General features: G+C 68.2%; 14 protein-coding genes and 1 pseudogene. 4 read left to right on the top strand and 11 right to left on the bottom strand.

Annotation, left to right across the window (positions count from 1 at the left end; all coding sequences use genetic code 11):
* Positions 1-48: 48 nt before the first annotated feature.
* The gene (locus tag MUU77_RS15315; RefSeq protein WP_345779055.1) at positions 49-2,133 is read right to left on the bottom strand and encodes a glycoside hydrolase family 99-like domain-containing protein; all 2,085 of its coding nucleotides are present in this window, start codon (positions 2,131-2,133) and stop codon (positions 49-51) included.
* A gap of 7 nt (positions 2,134-2,140) precedes the next feature.
* Positions 2,141-3,751 carry an electron transfer flavoprotein-ubiquinone oxidoreductase gene (locus tag MUU77_RS15310; protein WP_245088564.1) on the bottom strand — a complete coding sequence of 537 codons (1,611 nt, stop codon included), beginning with the start codon at positions 3,749-3,751 and terminating at the stop codon, positions 2,141-2,143.
* Positions 3,752-3,869: 118 nt separating this feature from the next.
* Here MUU77_RS15310 and MUU77_RS15305 point away from each other — a divergent pair, with 118 nt between their 5' ends.
* Entirely contained in the window at positions 3,870-4,457 is a 588-nt protein-coding gene (locus tag MUU77_RS15305; protein WP_245094569.1) for an alpha-ketoglutarate-dependent dioxygenase AlkB, read from the top strand.
* A 12-nt stretch (positions 4,458-4,469) separates the two neighbouring features.
* Here MUU77_RS15305 and MUU77_RS15300 read toward each other — a convergent pair whose 3' ends face one another.
* The 5 genes from MUU77_RS15300 to MUU77_RS15280 all read right to left on the bottom strand — a co-directional run bounded on the left by MUU77_RS15300 (position 4,470) and on the right by MUU77_RS15280 (position 8,924).
* Complete coding sequence (locus MUU77_RS15300; protein WP_245088562.1) at positions 4,470-5,105, bottom strand: ABC-type transport auxiliary lipoprotein family protein; 636 nt, start codon at positions 5,103-5,105, stop codon at positions 4,470-4,472.
* Positions 5,102-6,028: an MlaD family protein gene (locus MUU77_RS15295; RefSeq protein WP_245088560.1), complete on the bottom strand. Its 927-nt coding sequence runs from the start codon at positions 6,026-6,028 to the stop codon at positions 5,102-5,104. The genes MUU77_RS15300 and MUU77_RS15295 overlap by 4 nt, the downstream gene beginning before the upstream one ends.
* Positions 6,029-6,031: 3 nt before the next feature.
* Positions 6,032-6,823, bottom strand: a complete 792-nt coding sequence (locus MUU77_RS15290) for an ABC transporter ATP-binding protein (RefSeq protein WP_245088558.1) — start codon at positions 6,821-6,823, stop codon at positions 6,032-6,034.
* Between the two features lie 98 nt (positions 6,824-6,921).
* The gene (locus tag MUU77_RS15285; RefSeq protein WP_245088556.1) at positions 6,922-8,037 is read right to left on the bottom strand and encodes an MlaE family lipid ABC transporter permease subunit; all 1,116 of its coding nucleotides are present in this window, start codon (positions 8,035-8,037) and stop codon (positions 6,922-6,924) included.
* Positions 8,034-8,924, bottom strand: a complete 891-nt coding sequence (locus MUU77_RS15280; RefSeq protein ID WP_245088554.1) for a DMT family transporter — start codon at positions 8,922-8,924, stop codon at positions 8,034-8,036. The genes MUU77_RS15285 and MUU77_RS15280 overlap by 4 nt, the downstream gene beginning before the upstream one ends.
* Positions 8,925-9,008: 84 nt before the next feature.
* Between MUU77_RS15280 and MUU77_RS15275 the strand changes: the two genes are divergently transcribed.
* Complete coding sequence (locus MUU77_RS15275; protein WP_245094566.1) at positions 9,009-10,256, top strand: threonine/serine exporter family protein; 1,248 nt, start codon at positions 9,009-9,011, stop codon at positions 10,254-10,256.
* 69 nt (positions 10,257-10,325) lie between these two features.
* Here the strand turns inward: MUU77_RS15275 and MUU77_RS15270 are convergent.
* The 4 genes and pseudogenes from MUU77_RS15270 to MUU77_RS15255 form a co-directional block, all read right to left on the bottom strand.
* Positions 10,326-10,688, bottom strand: a pseudogene (locus tag MUU77_RS15270) (H-NS histone family protein); the annotation flags it as partial.
* A 116-nt stretch (positions 10,689-10,804) separates the two neighbouring features.
* The gene (locus MUU77_RS15265) at positions 10,805-12,499 is read right to left on the bottom strand and encodes a proline--tRNA ligase (RefSeq protein WP_245094563.1); all 1,695 of its coding nucleotides are present in this window, start codon (positions 12,497-12,499) and stop codon (positions 10,805-10,807) included.
* Between the two features lie 61 nt (positions 12,500-12,560).
* Positions 12,561-12,857 carry a DUF4124 domain-containing protein gene (locus MUU77_RS15260; protein WP_245088550.1) on the bottom strand — a complete coding sequence of 99 codons (297 nt, stop codon included), beginning with the start codon at positions 12,855-12,857 and terminating at the stop codon, positions 12,561-12,563.
* A gap of 6 nt (positions 12,858-12,863) precedes the next feature.
* Complete coding sequence (locus tag MUU77_RS15255; protein ID WP_245088548.1) at positions 12,864-13,250, bottom strand: DUF4124 domain-containing protein; 387 nt, start codon at positions 13,248-13,250, stop codon at positions 12,864-12,866.
* Between the two features lie 93 nt (positions 13,251-13,343).
* Here MUU77_RS15255 and pssA point away from each other — a divergent pair, with 93 nt between their 5' ends.
* Both pssA and MUU77_RS15245 read left to right on the top strand, forming a co-directional pair.
* Positions 13,344-14,123: a CDP-diacylglycerol--serine O-phosphatidyltransferase gene (pssA, locus tag MUU77_RS15250; protein WP_245088546.1), complete on the top strand. Its 780-nt coding sequence runs from the start codon at positions 13,344-13,346 to the stop codon at positions 14,121-14,123.
* A complete protein-coding gene (locus MUU77_RS15245) occupies positions 14,120-14,548 on the top strand; it encodes an alanine acetyltransferase (RefSeq protein WP_245088544.1) in 429 nt (142 codons plus the stop codon). Before pssA ends, MUU77_RS15245 begins: the two co-directional genes overlap by 4 nt.
* The last annotated feature ends 11 nt before the right edge of the window (positions 14,549-14,559 follow it).

Below are 14,559 nucleotides of genomic sequence, written 5' to 3'. Positions count from 1 at the left end.
ACGCCAAGCTCTGGCTCTCGACTTCCGCGCTTGGACCGGCACGAAGCGTCATTCATGAGGGTTGTTGGCCCGGGCGTAAGCATAGGTTTCAGTGGTCACATCCGGGCGGCCGATGATGGCCGCGGAGCTTCTCATGGTGAATCCAGCCGCTTCTGCACAGATGCCGAATATCCTTTCCAAAGCGTGCGCCAGCGTGCCGTCCGTTTGGCCCGACTCGACCTCGAATTGCGATTCGTAAACAGGGGTGTCGAGCAGTGGCCTCAGCGCAGCCAGTCTCACCCAGAACATGCTGCCTGACACGAAGCGGCCGTCCTCCGGTACCGATTCGGAGAGCGCCATTCTTCGCCATAGTCGGTCGATCGCACCTCTGTTCCCGCCAATGAAAGGAGCAATCGGCAGAATGTGACCTTCGGGCCCGACCAAGCCGAGGCGGCTGTCTGCATCGAAAGCGGACATAATCGTTCGCGCCCGTCCTTGGGCCACCAGTCTTCCAATGAGCTCGCGCCGCCAAGCGTCCCCATTGCTCAAATGGGGTGACCGTTTCGTGTGCAGTTTGAGCACGATATCGACTCCGCTGTCCAGAAGTCGATTGGCCAACCGCAAGAAAGGCAAAATGTCCCGTCCCCGGTTCTCGACTGCAATAACGGTTGCCGCAAACCGGCAGTGTTCCACCATGGCCTGGATCGCCTTTAGATTCCGGCTCGACGTGGTTACGAAGATGTTCCAGTCGAGCCCGCTACGCTCCAGTTCCTTGAGGAGTTCCCCGAACTCGTCCAGATACCAAGCATGTATCACAGCGCAAGGACGCCTTGGCGCTTCTTCCATCAACCCGGCAGTCGATCGAAGGGCATGCCTGGTGGCTTCGAGTGCCGCATACCCATGCGTGGCGTCAGGCTCAAGCGTAGCTCCCTCCGCCCACTCGTTCCAAGCGTTTACGAAGATCAAGGGGCTGGATGAAGCAACTTCCCTGGACTTTGCGACGATGCCCGTCAGCCAGTCACGATATCGGCGTGGCGCAGCATGAAAGAAGATGCGCCCCGCGCCCGAGCGGCGCGCCTCGTTGTCCCATCCAGGATTTGCTCCACGATGCAGAAGGTATTCCGTCGGGGAACGCATCAGGTACTCGCTCGACATGTCGCGCCAATCGAGGACTGCCCCTTTGAACTCCGGGTTGAGGAGCTGTTGCGTGCCGGCAATGCGCGTGGGGCTGCTGAAGCTGGGCGGGAACTCCACCGCCGCATCGAACCCGATCTCCGCCGGATCGGGCCTCTCGAAACTCTGCACGTAGGCCAAGTGAATTTCGCCTATGCCGTTGTCGCGGCACCAGCGGCGCCAGCGAAGGGCGGTCGCAGCCATGTCCGGGAAAAGGCCTGGGCGGTAAACCAGCAGCATCGGCTTCCCATCCACCCGCAAGTACCGCGGGTCGCGCATGTACTCCGCCACGTACTCGATGAACGCGATGTCGTCCTCGGGGGAGTGCTGCTGGTCGATGAGGATCTCGTCGCCGCGGCCGTCCCAGGTCCGGGTCCATTTTTCGTTCGCCCAGCACAGGCAGAACTCCAGGTCGATGGACTTGTCGTTGAGCCAGTTGCGCAGCGGAGTTTCCAGCAGGGTCTTGCCGCCGAACCAGTAGAAGTAGAAGCAGAACGCGCTGATGCCGTATTCGCGGGCCAGGCGCGCCTGCTCGTGCATGACTTCGACGTTGCGCAGGTCGTAGAAGCCCAGGTCGCCGGGTAGCTTCGGCTGGTGGTGGCCCTCGAACTGGGGCAGGGCGCGGGCGACGTTGCGCCATTCGGTGAAGCCCTTGCCCCACCACTCGTCGTTCTCCGGAATGGTATGGAACTGCGGCAGATAGAACGCGACAAGGGTGGCGGGCAAGGGGTCCGGCAGCTCGCCCTGTTCGTAGGGGACGTAGCCAATGGCGCGCTCATCCGAACGTACGTAGGGGCGTCGCGGCAGTTCGCCGGTGGGTGCCTTGCCCTTGGGGCCTTCCGGCACCCAATGTCCGCGCGTGTCGAGAAAGCGCTGGCGCAAGCGGTCGCGCGTTGCCTGTGGCATCGGCGTCAACCGGAAGGCTGTCCGAAGCGCGTAGAAAAGCGTGGTGCGAAGTTGCCGGGACAGGGAATTCGACACGGAGTCCTTAGAGGTTCTGGTAATTCGGCCCCGAGCCGCCTTCCGGCGTCACCCAGTCGATGAGCTGGTAGGGGTCCTTGATGTCGCAGGTCTTGCAGTGCACGCAGTTGGCGGCATTGATCTGCAGGCGCTTGCCGCTGCCGTCGTCGACGATTTCATACACCCCCGCCGGGCAGAAGCGCGTGCAGGGGTTGTCGTACTCGGCGGCGCAACGGGTCACGCATACCGAGGTGTCGTGGACGCGCAGGTGGACGGGCTGGTCCTCGTCGTGCTCGGTGGCGGCGAAGTACACGCCCTGCAGGCGATCGCGCGGGGCCAGGGTGCGATCCACGTAGTCGCGCCTGGGCGCTTCGTGCTCGCCGATCCTCTCCAGTGACGACCAATCGGGTTTCACCTTGAGCGTCCAGGGCGACAGGCCGCCGGTGAGCGTTTCCCATGCGGCGTTGGCCATGCCGAACCACAGGCCCTTCTTGAAACCGGGCTTGATGTTGCGCACCGACTTCAACTCCGCCATCGCCTCCGAGGCGCGCAGCTTCGCATCGAAACCTTGCGGCGCAAGCTGCGACGAGACCAGGTGCTCGGCCGCCAGCATGCCGCTGCGGATGGCCTGGTGCGTGCCCTTGATCTTCGGCACGTTGAGCAAGCCGGCGGTATCGCCGATCAGCAGCGCGCCGGGCATCTCGACCTTCGGCAGCGACTGCCAGCCCCCGGTGACGATGGCGCGTGCGCCGGCGGAGAGGATGTTGCCGCCTTCCAGAAGGGGCTTGATCAGCGGGTGGTTCTTCCATTGCTGGAAGGCCTCCCACGGCTTGTATTCCGGATCCTTGTAGTCCAGGCCGCTGACGTAGCCCAGCGCGATCCGGTTGTTTTCCAGGTGGTACAGGAAGCTTCCGCCATAGATGTCGTTGCTGGCCGGCCAGCCAAGGGTGTGCACGATCTTGCCTGGCGTGGCCCGGCCTTCCGGCACCTGCCACAGCTCCTTGATGCCGATGGAGTACGCCTGCGGATCGCTGTGCTTGTCCAGCGCGAAGCACTTAACCAGTCGCTTGGTCAGGTGGCCGCGCGCGCCTTCGGCCAGCACGGTGACCTTGGCGCGGATGTCGATGCCCTGCGTGTAGCCGGGCTTGTGGCTGCCGTCCTTGGCGATGCCCATGTCGCCGATGCGCACGCCCACGACCTTGCCGTCGTCATCGTGAAGCGTTTCCGAAGCGGCGAAGCCCGGGTAGATCTCCACGCCCAGTGCCTCGGCCTGCGGGGCCAGCCAGGCGCACATCGCGCCCAGCGACACGATGAAGTTGCCATGGTTGCGCATGCCCGGTGGCACCATCGGAAACCTGCGGCCGCCCTCCTTGCTGAAGTACCAGAACTCGTCCTCCGTGGCCGGCACGCAGATCGGTGGCGGGTTGTCGCGCCAGCCGGGGAGCAGGGCATCCAGCGGTGCGGGTTCGATCACCGCGCCGGACAGGATGTGCGCGCCGATGGTGCTGGCCTTCTCGATCACGCAGACCGAGATGTCGGCATTCAGCTGTTTCAGCCGGATGGCGAAGGCCAGGCCCGCCGGGCCCGCGCCGACGGTGACGACGTCGTACTCCATCACATCGCGTTCGACATCGGACATCGGGCTTGCTCCAGCATGGCGTTAGGCTGCCGGTATTTTCGGGGTTTGCACCGGACGGGGCAAATCCGCGAGCATCGCGGGCGTGACCATACCCTTGCCACTGTCGACGGATGGAGCCCTGGCCGCGCTGCCGGGTGCATCGCTTGCGTTCGTGCCGGAATGGCTGGGCGCCGACCAAGCCGATGCGCTGTTGCGCCTCCTCCAGCGCGAGCTGCCGTGGAGCGTGCACCGGATCAGGATGTTCGGACGCGAAGTGGATTCCCCCCGCCTCAGCGCCTGGATCGGGGATGTGGGCGCGGTCTATCGCTATTCGGGGGCCGATTTCACGCCCTGTCCCTGGAATGGCGCCCTGTTCGGGCTCAGGGCGCGGCTGCAGGAAGAACTGGGGGTGCCGTTCAACAGCGTGCTGGCGAACCTGTACCGCGACGGACGCGACGCCATGGGCTGGCACAGCGACGACGAGCCCGAACTGGGCCCACGCCCGGTCATCGCCTCGGTGAGCCTGGGTGGGGTACGGCGTTTTGCGCTGAAGCATCGCCATGATGCGGCGCTGAAAGGCGCGCTGGAACTGCCGCATGGCAGCCTGCTGGTGATGTCGGGGGACACCCAGCGCCTGTACCGGCATGCGCTTCCACGCACGTCGCGCGAGGTGGCCGCGCGGATCAACCTGACGTTCCGACAGATCGATCCCGCGCGTCGCCGCTGAGCGGCGGACAGGTCAGCGGGACGCGGCCGGCTTCGGGTCGCCATTCCCCGAAACGAGCACCCAGCCCGCGATCTCGGCCGTGGCCGCTTGCAGGGCCTGTTCGAACGCCGCGGCCACACGGGCCACGTCCACGCCATCGGCTTGCCGCTGCTGCAGGAACGTGCGCGAAGCGACGACGTGCTGTCCGCGGTTGTTCACCAGCTTGGCGTTCACTTCCACGACCGCCTCCGGCAGCGCGCCGCCCGCATAGTCGGCATCGAACCGGCGCAGGTCCATGACCAGCTTGTAGTCGCCCAGGATGCCCGCGTCGGCGCTGGCCACAGCGGGAATGCGGCCGGAATCCTCCAGCGTGCGCTGTACCGCGTCCTGCAGCATGTCCGTCGCCGGCATCGCCCAGGACGCGCCGCGGTAGACCTGCAGTTCGCCCGGGGTCGGTCGCACGCTGATGCGGGGGCTGTCGATCACCCTCGCCGCGGTGGGCTTGGCGATCACCAGCGTCCACGACACGGCGGGCCAGTCGGGGCGCGCGGACACGCGGACGTCGGGGGCGAAGATGGTGACGGGGTCCCGCTGCTCGCTGCCCAGGATGGAGCAGCCGGCCAGCGCGAGCGCAAGGGGGAGGGCAAGGACGAGGCGCATCGGCTTCATTTCGGTTCGAACTCCTTGGGTGCATCGCGGCCCAGCAGGTAGCGCGCGGGATTGCCTTCTAGGCGGTCGCTGACACGGCGCAGGTCGCGCACCAGGCCGCGCAGCTCGGTCAGCGTGGGGCCCAGCTGGCCCAGTCCGTCGTTGGCGAAGCTGTTGATGGCGGCGCGGTTCTCGCCGAGGATCGCATCGGCGTTGCCGGCCGCCGAATCCAGCTTGCCCAGCGTGGTTTCCAGCTTGTCCAGGATCCCCGGCAGCTCCTGCACCAGGTTCTTGTCCAGGCGCTCGATGGCGCCGTTGGTGGTGGTCAGGGTCTTGTCCAGGTTCTGCGCCGCGTCGCGCGCGCTGACGATCAGCGACTCCAGCCCGTCTTCGCGGCTGGCGAGCGAGTCGCTCATGGACTCCAGGTTTTCCAGCGTGGCGGCGATGCTGGCCACGTTCTTGTCGCTCAGCACCTGGTCCAGGCGCTCGACGATGCGGTTGGCGGTGTCGGTGATGTTCTGCAGCGCCGAGGGTGCGGTCTGGATCACCGGGGCTTCGCGGCTGTCCACGCTGGTCAGGGCAGGTGCCTGCGGCGTGCCGCCGCTGAGCTGGATGATGGTCGGACCCGTCAGGCTGGTGATGGCCAGCTTGGCCCGGGTATCGGTCTTGACCGGGGTGTACGACTCCACCCGGATGCGCGCGATCACCTGGCGCGGGTCGTTGGGCGCGAGCGACAGTTTGGTGATGGAGCCCACCGCGATGCCGTTGTACTGCACCGGGCTGCCGACGGACAGGCCGGTGACCGCCTCGCGGAACACCACCTGGTACTCCTGCCAGGTGCGTTCGGACGAATACTTGGCCGCCCACAGCCCGAACAGCAGCAGCGCGCTGGCGATGATGAGGGTGAAGGCCCCGATGAGGACGTAATTGGCGCGCGTTTCCATGGCTCAGACCGCCGTTTGCGAAAGGGAAGGCCCGGAGGCCCGCTGTCCGTCGCGCGCGGCGCGCGCGCGCGGACCGTGGAAGTATTCCTGCACCCAGGGATGGTCGAACCGCTCCACCTCCGGCAGCGGCGCGACCGTGACCACCTTGCGGTCCGCCAGCACGGCCACGCGGTCGCAGATCGCATACAGCGTGTCCAGGTCGTGGGTGATCAGGAACACCGTCAGGCCGAGCGCTTCCTGCAGGGTCTTGATCAGGCGGTCGAACGCGGCCGCGCCGATCGGGTCCAGTCCCGCGGTGGGTTCGTCGAGGAACAGCAGCGGCGGGTCGAGGGCCAGCGCGCGGGCCAGTCCGGCGCGCTTGCGCATGCCGCCGGACAGCTGCGACGGCAGCTTGTTCAGCGCATCGGCGGGCAGGCCGGCCAGCTTGACCTTCAGCAGGGCCAGTTCGTAGCGCCAGCTGTCGGGCAGTTCCGGATGATGCTCCTTCAGCGGCACCTGCACGTTCTCGCCGACGGTCAGCGAGGAGAACAGCGCGCCATCCTGGAACAGCACGCCGGTGTTGCGCTCGATGTGCTGGCGCGCGGCGGGATTCTGCGACAGTGCGTCCTCGCCCAGCACGGAGATCCGGCCTTCCTGGGGTTCCCGCAGGCCGAGGATGGCGCGCATCAGCACCGACTTGCCGGTACCGGAACCACCGACCACGCCGAGGATCTCGCCACGGCGCACGTCCAGGTCCAGGCCTTCGTGCACGGTCTGCTCGCCGAAACGGTTGACCAGCCCACGCACCTGGATCACGGCCTCACCGGTGGCGGAAGAGGCATGCCCCTCCCCCGTTGCCGGCGGAAGCGCGCCGCCCGTGCCTATCGCTTGCTTTCCGATCTCCGATGCCATCGTCACCAGTCCATGTGCATGAACCACAGCGCGGCCAGCGCATCGAGCATGATCACCAGCGAGATGGCCTGCACCACGCTGGAGGTGGTGCGCTCGCCGACGGACTGCGCGGTGCCTTCCACGCGCAGGCCTTCCAGGCAGCCGATCAGGCCGATCACCAGCGCGAACACCGGTGCCTTGGACAGCCCCACCAGGAAGTGGCGTACTTCGATGGTGTCGTGCATGCGCGCGAGGTACATCTGCGGCGGGATGTCCAGGTCGAAGGCACCCACGGTGACGCCACCGGCCAGGCCCGCCATCATCGAGATGAAGGTCAGCAGCGGCAGCATCACCAGCAGCGCGATCAGGCGCGGGATCACCAGCAGGTCGATGGGATCCAGGCCCAGCGTGCGGATGGCATCGATCTCCTCGCGGCTCTTCATCGCGCCGATCTGGGCGGTGAAGGCGGAGGCGGTGCGGCCGGCCAGCACGATAGCCGTCATCAGCACGGCGAACTCGCGCAGGAACGCGATGCTCACCAGCTCCACCACGTAGATTTCCGCGCCGAAGTCGCGCAGTACGGTGGAGCCCAGGAAGGCGATCACCGCACCCACCATGTACGACAGCAGGATCACCAGCGGCACCGCATCCAGGCCCACCGCCTCCATGTGCGCCACGGTGGCGGTGGGGCGGAAGCGGCGTGGCTGCTTGGCCATGCGCAGCAGCTTGACCAGGTTCTCGCCGGTGAAGCTGAGCAGCGCGACGATCTCCTGCCCGTTCTCGTGGACCCGCTGGCCCAGCCGGGACAGCGCGGCGAGCACGCCGTAGTCGCGCTTGCGCGGTGGCCGGTCGTCGGCGACATCCTCGATGGTGCTGACCAGCGCCCGATGGTCGGCACGGAACTCGATGTCCGACAACTCCATGCCCCGGCGCTTGGCGAAGCGCATCAACTGCAGCACGCCGGCCGAATCGATGCGGTCGATGCCGGTGGCATCCAGCCGGTCGACCGCATCCGGCAGCGTGCGCAGCTGCTCGGCCACCTGCAGCGCGCTGGACAGCGTCCAGTCGCCGCCCAGCCGCACCCGGCGGGGTTCGGCGGCATCGGCTTCGCAGTGCGGGCGGGCAAGGGTGGGGGTCATGGCATCGCTCGGCCAAGGAGCATACAGGCTATCCCGCTGAACGTGAGGACCACGCCGATGAACGCCCGCTTGCCCAGCGGCTCCCGCAACCACAGCGCCGCCAGTACCACCACGAACACCGAGGCGGACTCGTTGAGGATCGCGGCGACCGAGGCCGAGGTGAACTTGTAGCCCCCCAGCCACAACACCATCGACAGTCCCTGACCGACCAGCGCGGCCACCAGCAGGCGACGCCACGGCACCTCGGAGGCGACGAAGCGCATGCGCGCACGCATCGCAGGCAGCGCGGCCAGCACCAGCAGGCCCGCGACCGCGCCGGCCAGCCGCAGTGCGGTCACCCACAACAGGGGCTGGGTTTCCAGCGTGCGCTTGACCATCACGATGGCGATGGCCATCAGCGCGATCGCGGCCAGCCCGATCGCGACGCCGCGCGCCGTGTGCTGCGGATGCGTCCGCCATTCCCCGGGAGGGCGGCTGACCAGCAGGACGCCCAGCCCCACCAGCGCGAACCCCAGCCACTGTCCCGCGCCCAGGCGCTCGTCCAGGAACAGGAAGCCCAGCAGGAGTACCAGGGGACTGTAGAGATTGCCGATCACCCCCATCCGTCCGGCGCCCAGTTCGTTGAGCGCGCGGAAGTACAGGGTGTCGGCCAGCGCGATGCCGATCACGCCACTGGCCACGACGATGGCCAGTTCCGTGGCCGGCAGCGAAGGCCAGGCACCCGCATGCAGCATCAGCGCCACCGGCGCCAGCACGGCAAGCACCAGTCCGTTCTTGAGCAGGTTGAGCGCGAGCGGCGGCAGATGCACGCCCAGCTGCCTTGCCAGGATCACGCCCACTGCCCATGTCGCTGCGCTGCCCAGCGCCATGGCCTCGCCGATGCCCACCCTTCCCCCTGTCCTGGTGCAGGTGCCTAGTGTAAGCAGCGTACGATGAAGGCGGCTGCCCGCCGCTTCGGCGATACTGTGCCGATGGCCGACGACACGTTGACTCCCGCGACCTACGCCCAGCGCATCGCCTTCATCTGCGAGATCGCCGGACGCCTGCACCGCTATGGCACCACCGCGCAGCGGCTGGAAGGCACGGTGGTGGGGCTTTCGCAGCGGCTGGGACTGGACTGCGAACCGTGGTCGAACCCGACCGGCCTGATCCTGAGCTTCAGCGATCCGGTGCGGCCCCTGGGGGCCAGCGACACCACGCGGGTGATCAGGCTGGCGCCAGGCGAGACCGACCTGCACAAGCTCAGCGAAGCGGACCGCATTGCCGACGCGGTGTCCATGGGCGAAATGAGCATCGCCCAGGGCCACACGGCGCTGCGCGCACTCGACCGGACACCGAGCGTGCGCTGGCGGGCGATGCAGATCTTCGCGTCGGGCCTGGCGGCGGCGGCCGTCGCCGGCCTGTGGCGCCTGCCGTGGCTGGACATGGCGACCGCGGGGCTCATCGGCGTGATCATCGGCGTGCTGGGCGAATTGATCGCACGCCGGCCGCAGATGAAGGAAGCCAGCGACGCGATCTCGGCGCTGGTGGCGGGCTTCGTCGCCATCCTGGTGGCCAACTTCATCGCGCCGCTCAACCTCAACACGGTGATCATCGCGTCGCTGATCGTGCTGTTGCCCGGCATGGCCCTGACCAATGCGGTGAACGAACTGACCAGCCAGCACCTGGTGTCGGGCGTGGCCCGTTTCGCCGGCGCCATGGCCACGGTGCTCAAACTGACCGTCGGCAGCATGATCGCGGTGACGCTGGCGCAGCTGGTGGGCCTGTACCCCGAGGTGCGCGCGCTGCGTCCGCAGCCGGAATGGGTGGAGTGGGGCGCAATGGTGTTCGCGGCGTATGCCTTCGCCGTGTTGTTCAAGGCCCACCGGCGCGACTATTTCTGGGTGATGGCCGCCGCCATCGCCGGGTACAGCATTTCGCGCTATGCCGGGCAGGCCTGGGGAAGTCCGGTGGGCATCTTCCTGTCCGCGCTGGTGCTGACGGCCGCCGGCAACGCGTTCGCGCGCTGGGCCAACCGGCCGGGCGCGCTGATCCGCGTGCCGGGCATCCTGATGCTGGTGCCGGGCAGCACCAGTCTGCGCGGATTGCTGACGCTGGTGCAGCAGCAGGATGTGGGCGTGGGCCAGTCCGCGCTGCTGGCGGTCACCAACGTGGTGATGGCGCTGATCGCGGGCCTGCTGTTCGGCAACCTGCTGATCTCCTCGCGCAAGAACCTCTGACCCGGCCCGCGCGAACGAAAACGGGAGGCCTGGCCTCCCGTTCGTGTCCCATGCCGGAGCGGCTCACTTCTTCTTGATGAGGAAGTCGTCGGCCTTCTTGCCCTTGGCGATCAGCGCGGCCATCCAGCGGGGGTGCTTGCCGCGGCCGCTCCAGGTTTCCTTGGGGTTGGCCGGGTTGCGGTACTTGGGCGCCACCTTGCCCAGCTTGCGGCCGGCGCGGGGGCTGGGCTTCGCGCCGGCCTTGGCGCCCCGATGGCCGGACATGCCGAACAGCTCTTCCAGCGTGTAGCCTTCGGCTTTGGCGAACTTGGTGATCTTGCTGCGCACGGTGGCGATGGGCGTGCGCTTGGCCAGCCGGCTCTGCTGCTGCTTGGCTTTTTCGATCAGGGCGCCAAGTTCCTTGGCGGACAGGTTACGCAGGTCGATCGACATCAGAATCTCCAGTCAGGAAGGGAAACGCCCGTCCTTGGCCGAATAATCATCTTAATCGACGGGATAATCGCGGCACAAACCGCGATGATCCCCTCTTACGGAATCCGTCCTGCGCATCAGCCCCGCAGGCGCGCCAGCAGTTCGTCGCGTCCGATGTTCTCCGCCTCGGCGGCGCGACGCGCGCGATATTCGAACGTGCCCGCCGCCAGGCCGCGCTCGGACACCACCACGCGGTGGGGAATGCCGATCAGCTCGATGTCGGCGAACATCGCGCCAGGGCGCAGCCCGCGGTCATCGAGCACGGCGTCGACGCCCGCGGCCTGGAGGTCCGCCAGCAGCTGCCCGGCCGCGGCCTCCACGGCGGCATCGTTCTTCGGATTGATCACGCACACCGCCACCGCCCAGGGCGCCATCGGCGCGGGCCAGATGATGCCGTTGGCGTCGTGGTTCTGTTCGATCGCCGCCGCCACGATGCGCGACACGCCGATGCCGTAACAGCCCATCGCCGGCGTGGCGGCCTTGCCGGTCTCGTCCAGCACGGTGAACTTCATCGCTTCGCTGTACTTGCGGCCCAGTTGGAACACATGGCCCACCTCGATGCCGCGCACGATGCGGATCTGGCCGCCGTCGGCCGCGCTGTCGCCGGCCACCACGTTGCGGATGTCGGCCACGGTCTCCGGCTCCGGCAGGTCGCGGCCCCAGTTGACGCCCGCCAGGTGGAAGCCGTCCTCGTTGGCGCCGACGACGAAATCGGCCATCGCCGCCACGTCGCGGTCGGCGACCACGCGGATCGCCCGCTTCGCGCCGATCGGGCCAAGGAAGCCGGGTTCGCTGCCGAGGTGGGTCAGGATTTCGGCCTCCGTCGCCAGGCGGTAGTCGGCCATCCCGGCCACCTTGCCCAGCTTGATCTCGTTGACGGCGTGGTCGCCGCGCACCAGCGCCAGCACGAAGCCGCCGTCGGTCATGACGGCCACCGATTTGACGGTGCGCTGGAGCGGAATGCCGAGCAGCGCAGCGACGTCCTCGCAGGTCTTCTGGGTGGGCGTGGCGACCTTGTCCATCGCTTGCGAGGCAGCCGCGCGCGGGCCGGGTGCGGCCGCCTGCGCGGCTTCGACATTCGCGGCGTAGTCCGAGCCGGTGGAGAACGCGATGGCGTCCTCGCCCGAATCCGCCAGCACGTGGAACTCCTGCGAGGCGTCGCCGCCGATGGCGCCGCTGTCGGCCTGCACCGCGCGGAAGTCCAGACCCAGGCGGGTGAAGATACGCGTGTAGGCCGCATGCATGTTGCGGTACTCGCGCACCAGGTCCTCGTCGGTCAGGTGGAAGGAGTACGCATCCTTCATCACGAATTCGCGCGCGCGCATCACCCCGAAGCGCGGGCGGATCTCGTCGCGGAACTTGGTCTGGATCTGGTAGAAGTTGACCGGCAGCTGCTTGTAGCTGGACAGCTCCTGGCGCGCGAAGTCGGTGACCGCTTCCTCTGCGGTGGGGCTGTAGCAGAAGTGCTGCTCCTTGCGGTCGGTGATCTTCAGCAACTGGCCGCCGAACTTCTCCCAGCGTCCGGTTTCCTCCCACAGCTCGCGCGGCTGGATGGTGGGCATGATCATTTCGATGGCGCCGGCACGGTCCATCTCCTCGCGCACGACGGTTTCCACCTTGCGCAGCACGCGCAGGCCCAGCGGCGACCAGGTGTACAGGCCGGCGGCCAGCTTGCGGATCATGCCGGCGCGCAGCATCAACTGGTGGCTGACCAGTTCGGCGTCGGCCGGGGTTTCCTTGGTGGTGCGGAGGTGGAACTGCGACAGGCGCATCGGCATCGGCGTTCAGGGGGACGAATCGCCTATTTTGCCAGCCTTGGCCGCGTGCGGGGCGTTATTCCGGCGGCTCGGCCCGATCGCCTTCGACCCGGATGCCGGCGGGCGCGTCGCGGTCCAGCCGTTCGTAGCGTCGGCCTGCCGGTGGACGGTCGGTGATCTGAAGCACGCCGGCATCGTCGCGCCAGCGGTACAGCGAAGGCCGGGCGTCCTGTGCCTGGGCAGCCGCCTGCCCGGCCCGCGCCTGCGTGCGCTGGCGGGCGTCCGGGGCCTCGCGCGCCAGCCACCAGGCGATGCCGGCACCGGCCGCGATGCCGACCGCGATGCCGACCGCGATGGCCAGCCAGGCCCGCATGAGGCGTCAGCCGCCCGGTTTGCAGTAGGCCTTCACCGCCGCTTCCGCCAGGGCGCGCTGGTTGGCGCGCGCCGTGTCGTCCAGGGTGGCGTCGGGTTTGCCGTCGCCATCGGTATCCTGCTGCACCGGGCCCTGCTGGCCCAGGATGTCCAGGTTCTTCCGCGCCGTCGCACACTGCGGATGCTCGACCGGCTTGCCGGTAGGCGCGGCTTCCGCCGCCGGTGCGCCGTACTGGCTGATGCGCCGGTTCTGCACCACCTGGTTCGGCGGCGGGCTGTCGGCGTAGTGGGTGACGCCGTTCTTGTCCTTCCACTGGTAGACCTGCTGGGCCTGCGCGGCGGACGCGGCGGCCAGGCACAGCGCCAGCAGGGACAGGCAGGACAGTGGGCGCATGTCGGGCTCCGGGGGTAGCGGGAACGTCGATTGCAGCACCCCGGGGCCGCGCAGGCAAGCCGGCCGGCGGACCGCTGGGCTAAACTGCGACCCATGAACGAAATCAAGCCGCCCCCGCGTTCGCGCGGGATCTACCTGCTGCCCAACCTGTTCACCACGGCGGGCCTGTTCGCGGGGTTCTTCGCGATCATCGCCGCGGCGAACGGCCAGTTCGTCCACGCGGCCGTCGCGGTCTTCGTGGCGGGCCTGATGGATGGCATCGACGGGCGGGTGGCGCGCTTGACCGGCACCAGCAGCGATTTCGGTGTGCAATACGACTCGCTGGCCGATCTGGTCAGCTTCGGCCTGGCGCCGGCGCTGGTGATGTACCACTGGTCGCTGTCGGCGCTGAAGTTCGATGGCGGCGTGATGGGCCGCGTGGGCTGGGTGGTGGCGTTCCTGTACGCGGCTTGCGCGGCGTTGCGCCTGGCCCGCTTCAACACCCAGGTGGGCACGGTGGACAAGCGCTGGTTCATCGGCCTGGCCAGCCCGGCGGCGGCGGGCTTGATGATGTCCTTCGTGTGGGCGTTCGCCGATGGCGAACTGGGCTGGACCGGCGAGGAACTGCGCTACGTGGCGCTGGGCGTGACCCTGGCCGCGGCGCTGCTGATGGTCAGCCGCATCCGCTTCTGGAGCTTCAAGGGCACGGGCGAAGGCGGAGCGAAGGCCGATCGCATTCCGTTCGTGGTGTTGGCGCTGGTGCCGCTGGTGCTGGCCATCCTGTTCATCGATCTGCCGCGCACGCTGCTGGCCGTCGGCGTGGTGTATGCCCTGTCGGGGCCGGGGTACTGGCTGTGGCACCGGGCGCGTCGGCAGAAGGACGCGCAGGCGTGACGCTCGCGGCGGACCGCCTGTGGTCGGCCGAGCAGCAGGGTTGGCTGCGCGCGCTGGGCCTGACCGTCTTCCTGCCCGCCGACTGGCCCACCGAGGCGGGGGCGCCAGCGCCGGCCGGGGCAGCGGCCGTGCGCCCCGGACCCGAGGCGCCCCCGTCGCCCATGCGTGCCCGGCCGCCGGCACCGGAGGCGATCGAGCGCACACCGCCGGTGCGTCCCGCGCCGCCAGCGCGCAGGCCCGGTTCGCGCATGCCCGACCGGCTGCACTTCGCGCTGATCCGCGCCTCGGGCCTGAATCCCAACGCGCCGGGCGCGGCGGAGGTGTTCGCGCAATGGCCTTCGTCGGCCGAGCTGCGCGGAAATCCCGCGGCCAAGCGCGCACTGTGGCCCCTGCTGCGGCGCCTGCGGCGGGGCACGCCGTCGTGAGCGCACTGGGC

This window comes from Pseudoxanthomonas sp. F37, assembly GCF_022965755.1.
Taxonomy (GTDB): Bacteria; Pseudomonadota; Gammaproteobacteria; order Xanthomonadales; family Xanthomonadaceae; genus Pseudoxanthomonas_A.
The sequence above is the reverse complement of the archived record's forward strand: the minus strand, read 5'-3'. Positions and strand labels throughout refer to the sequence as shown.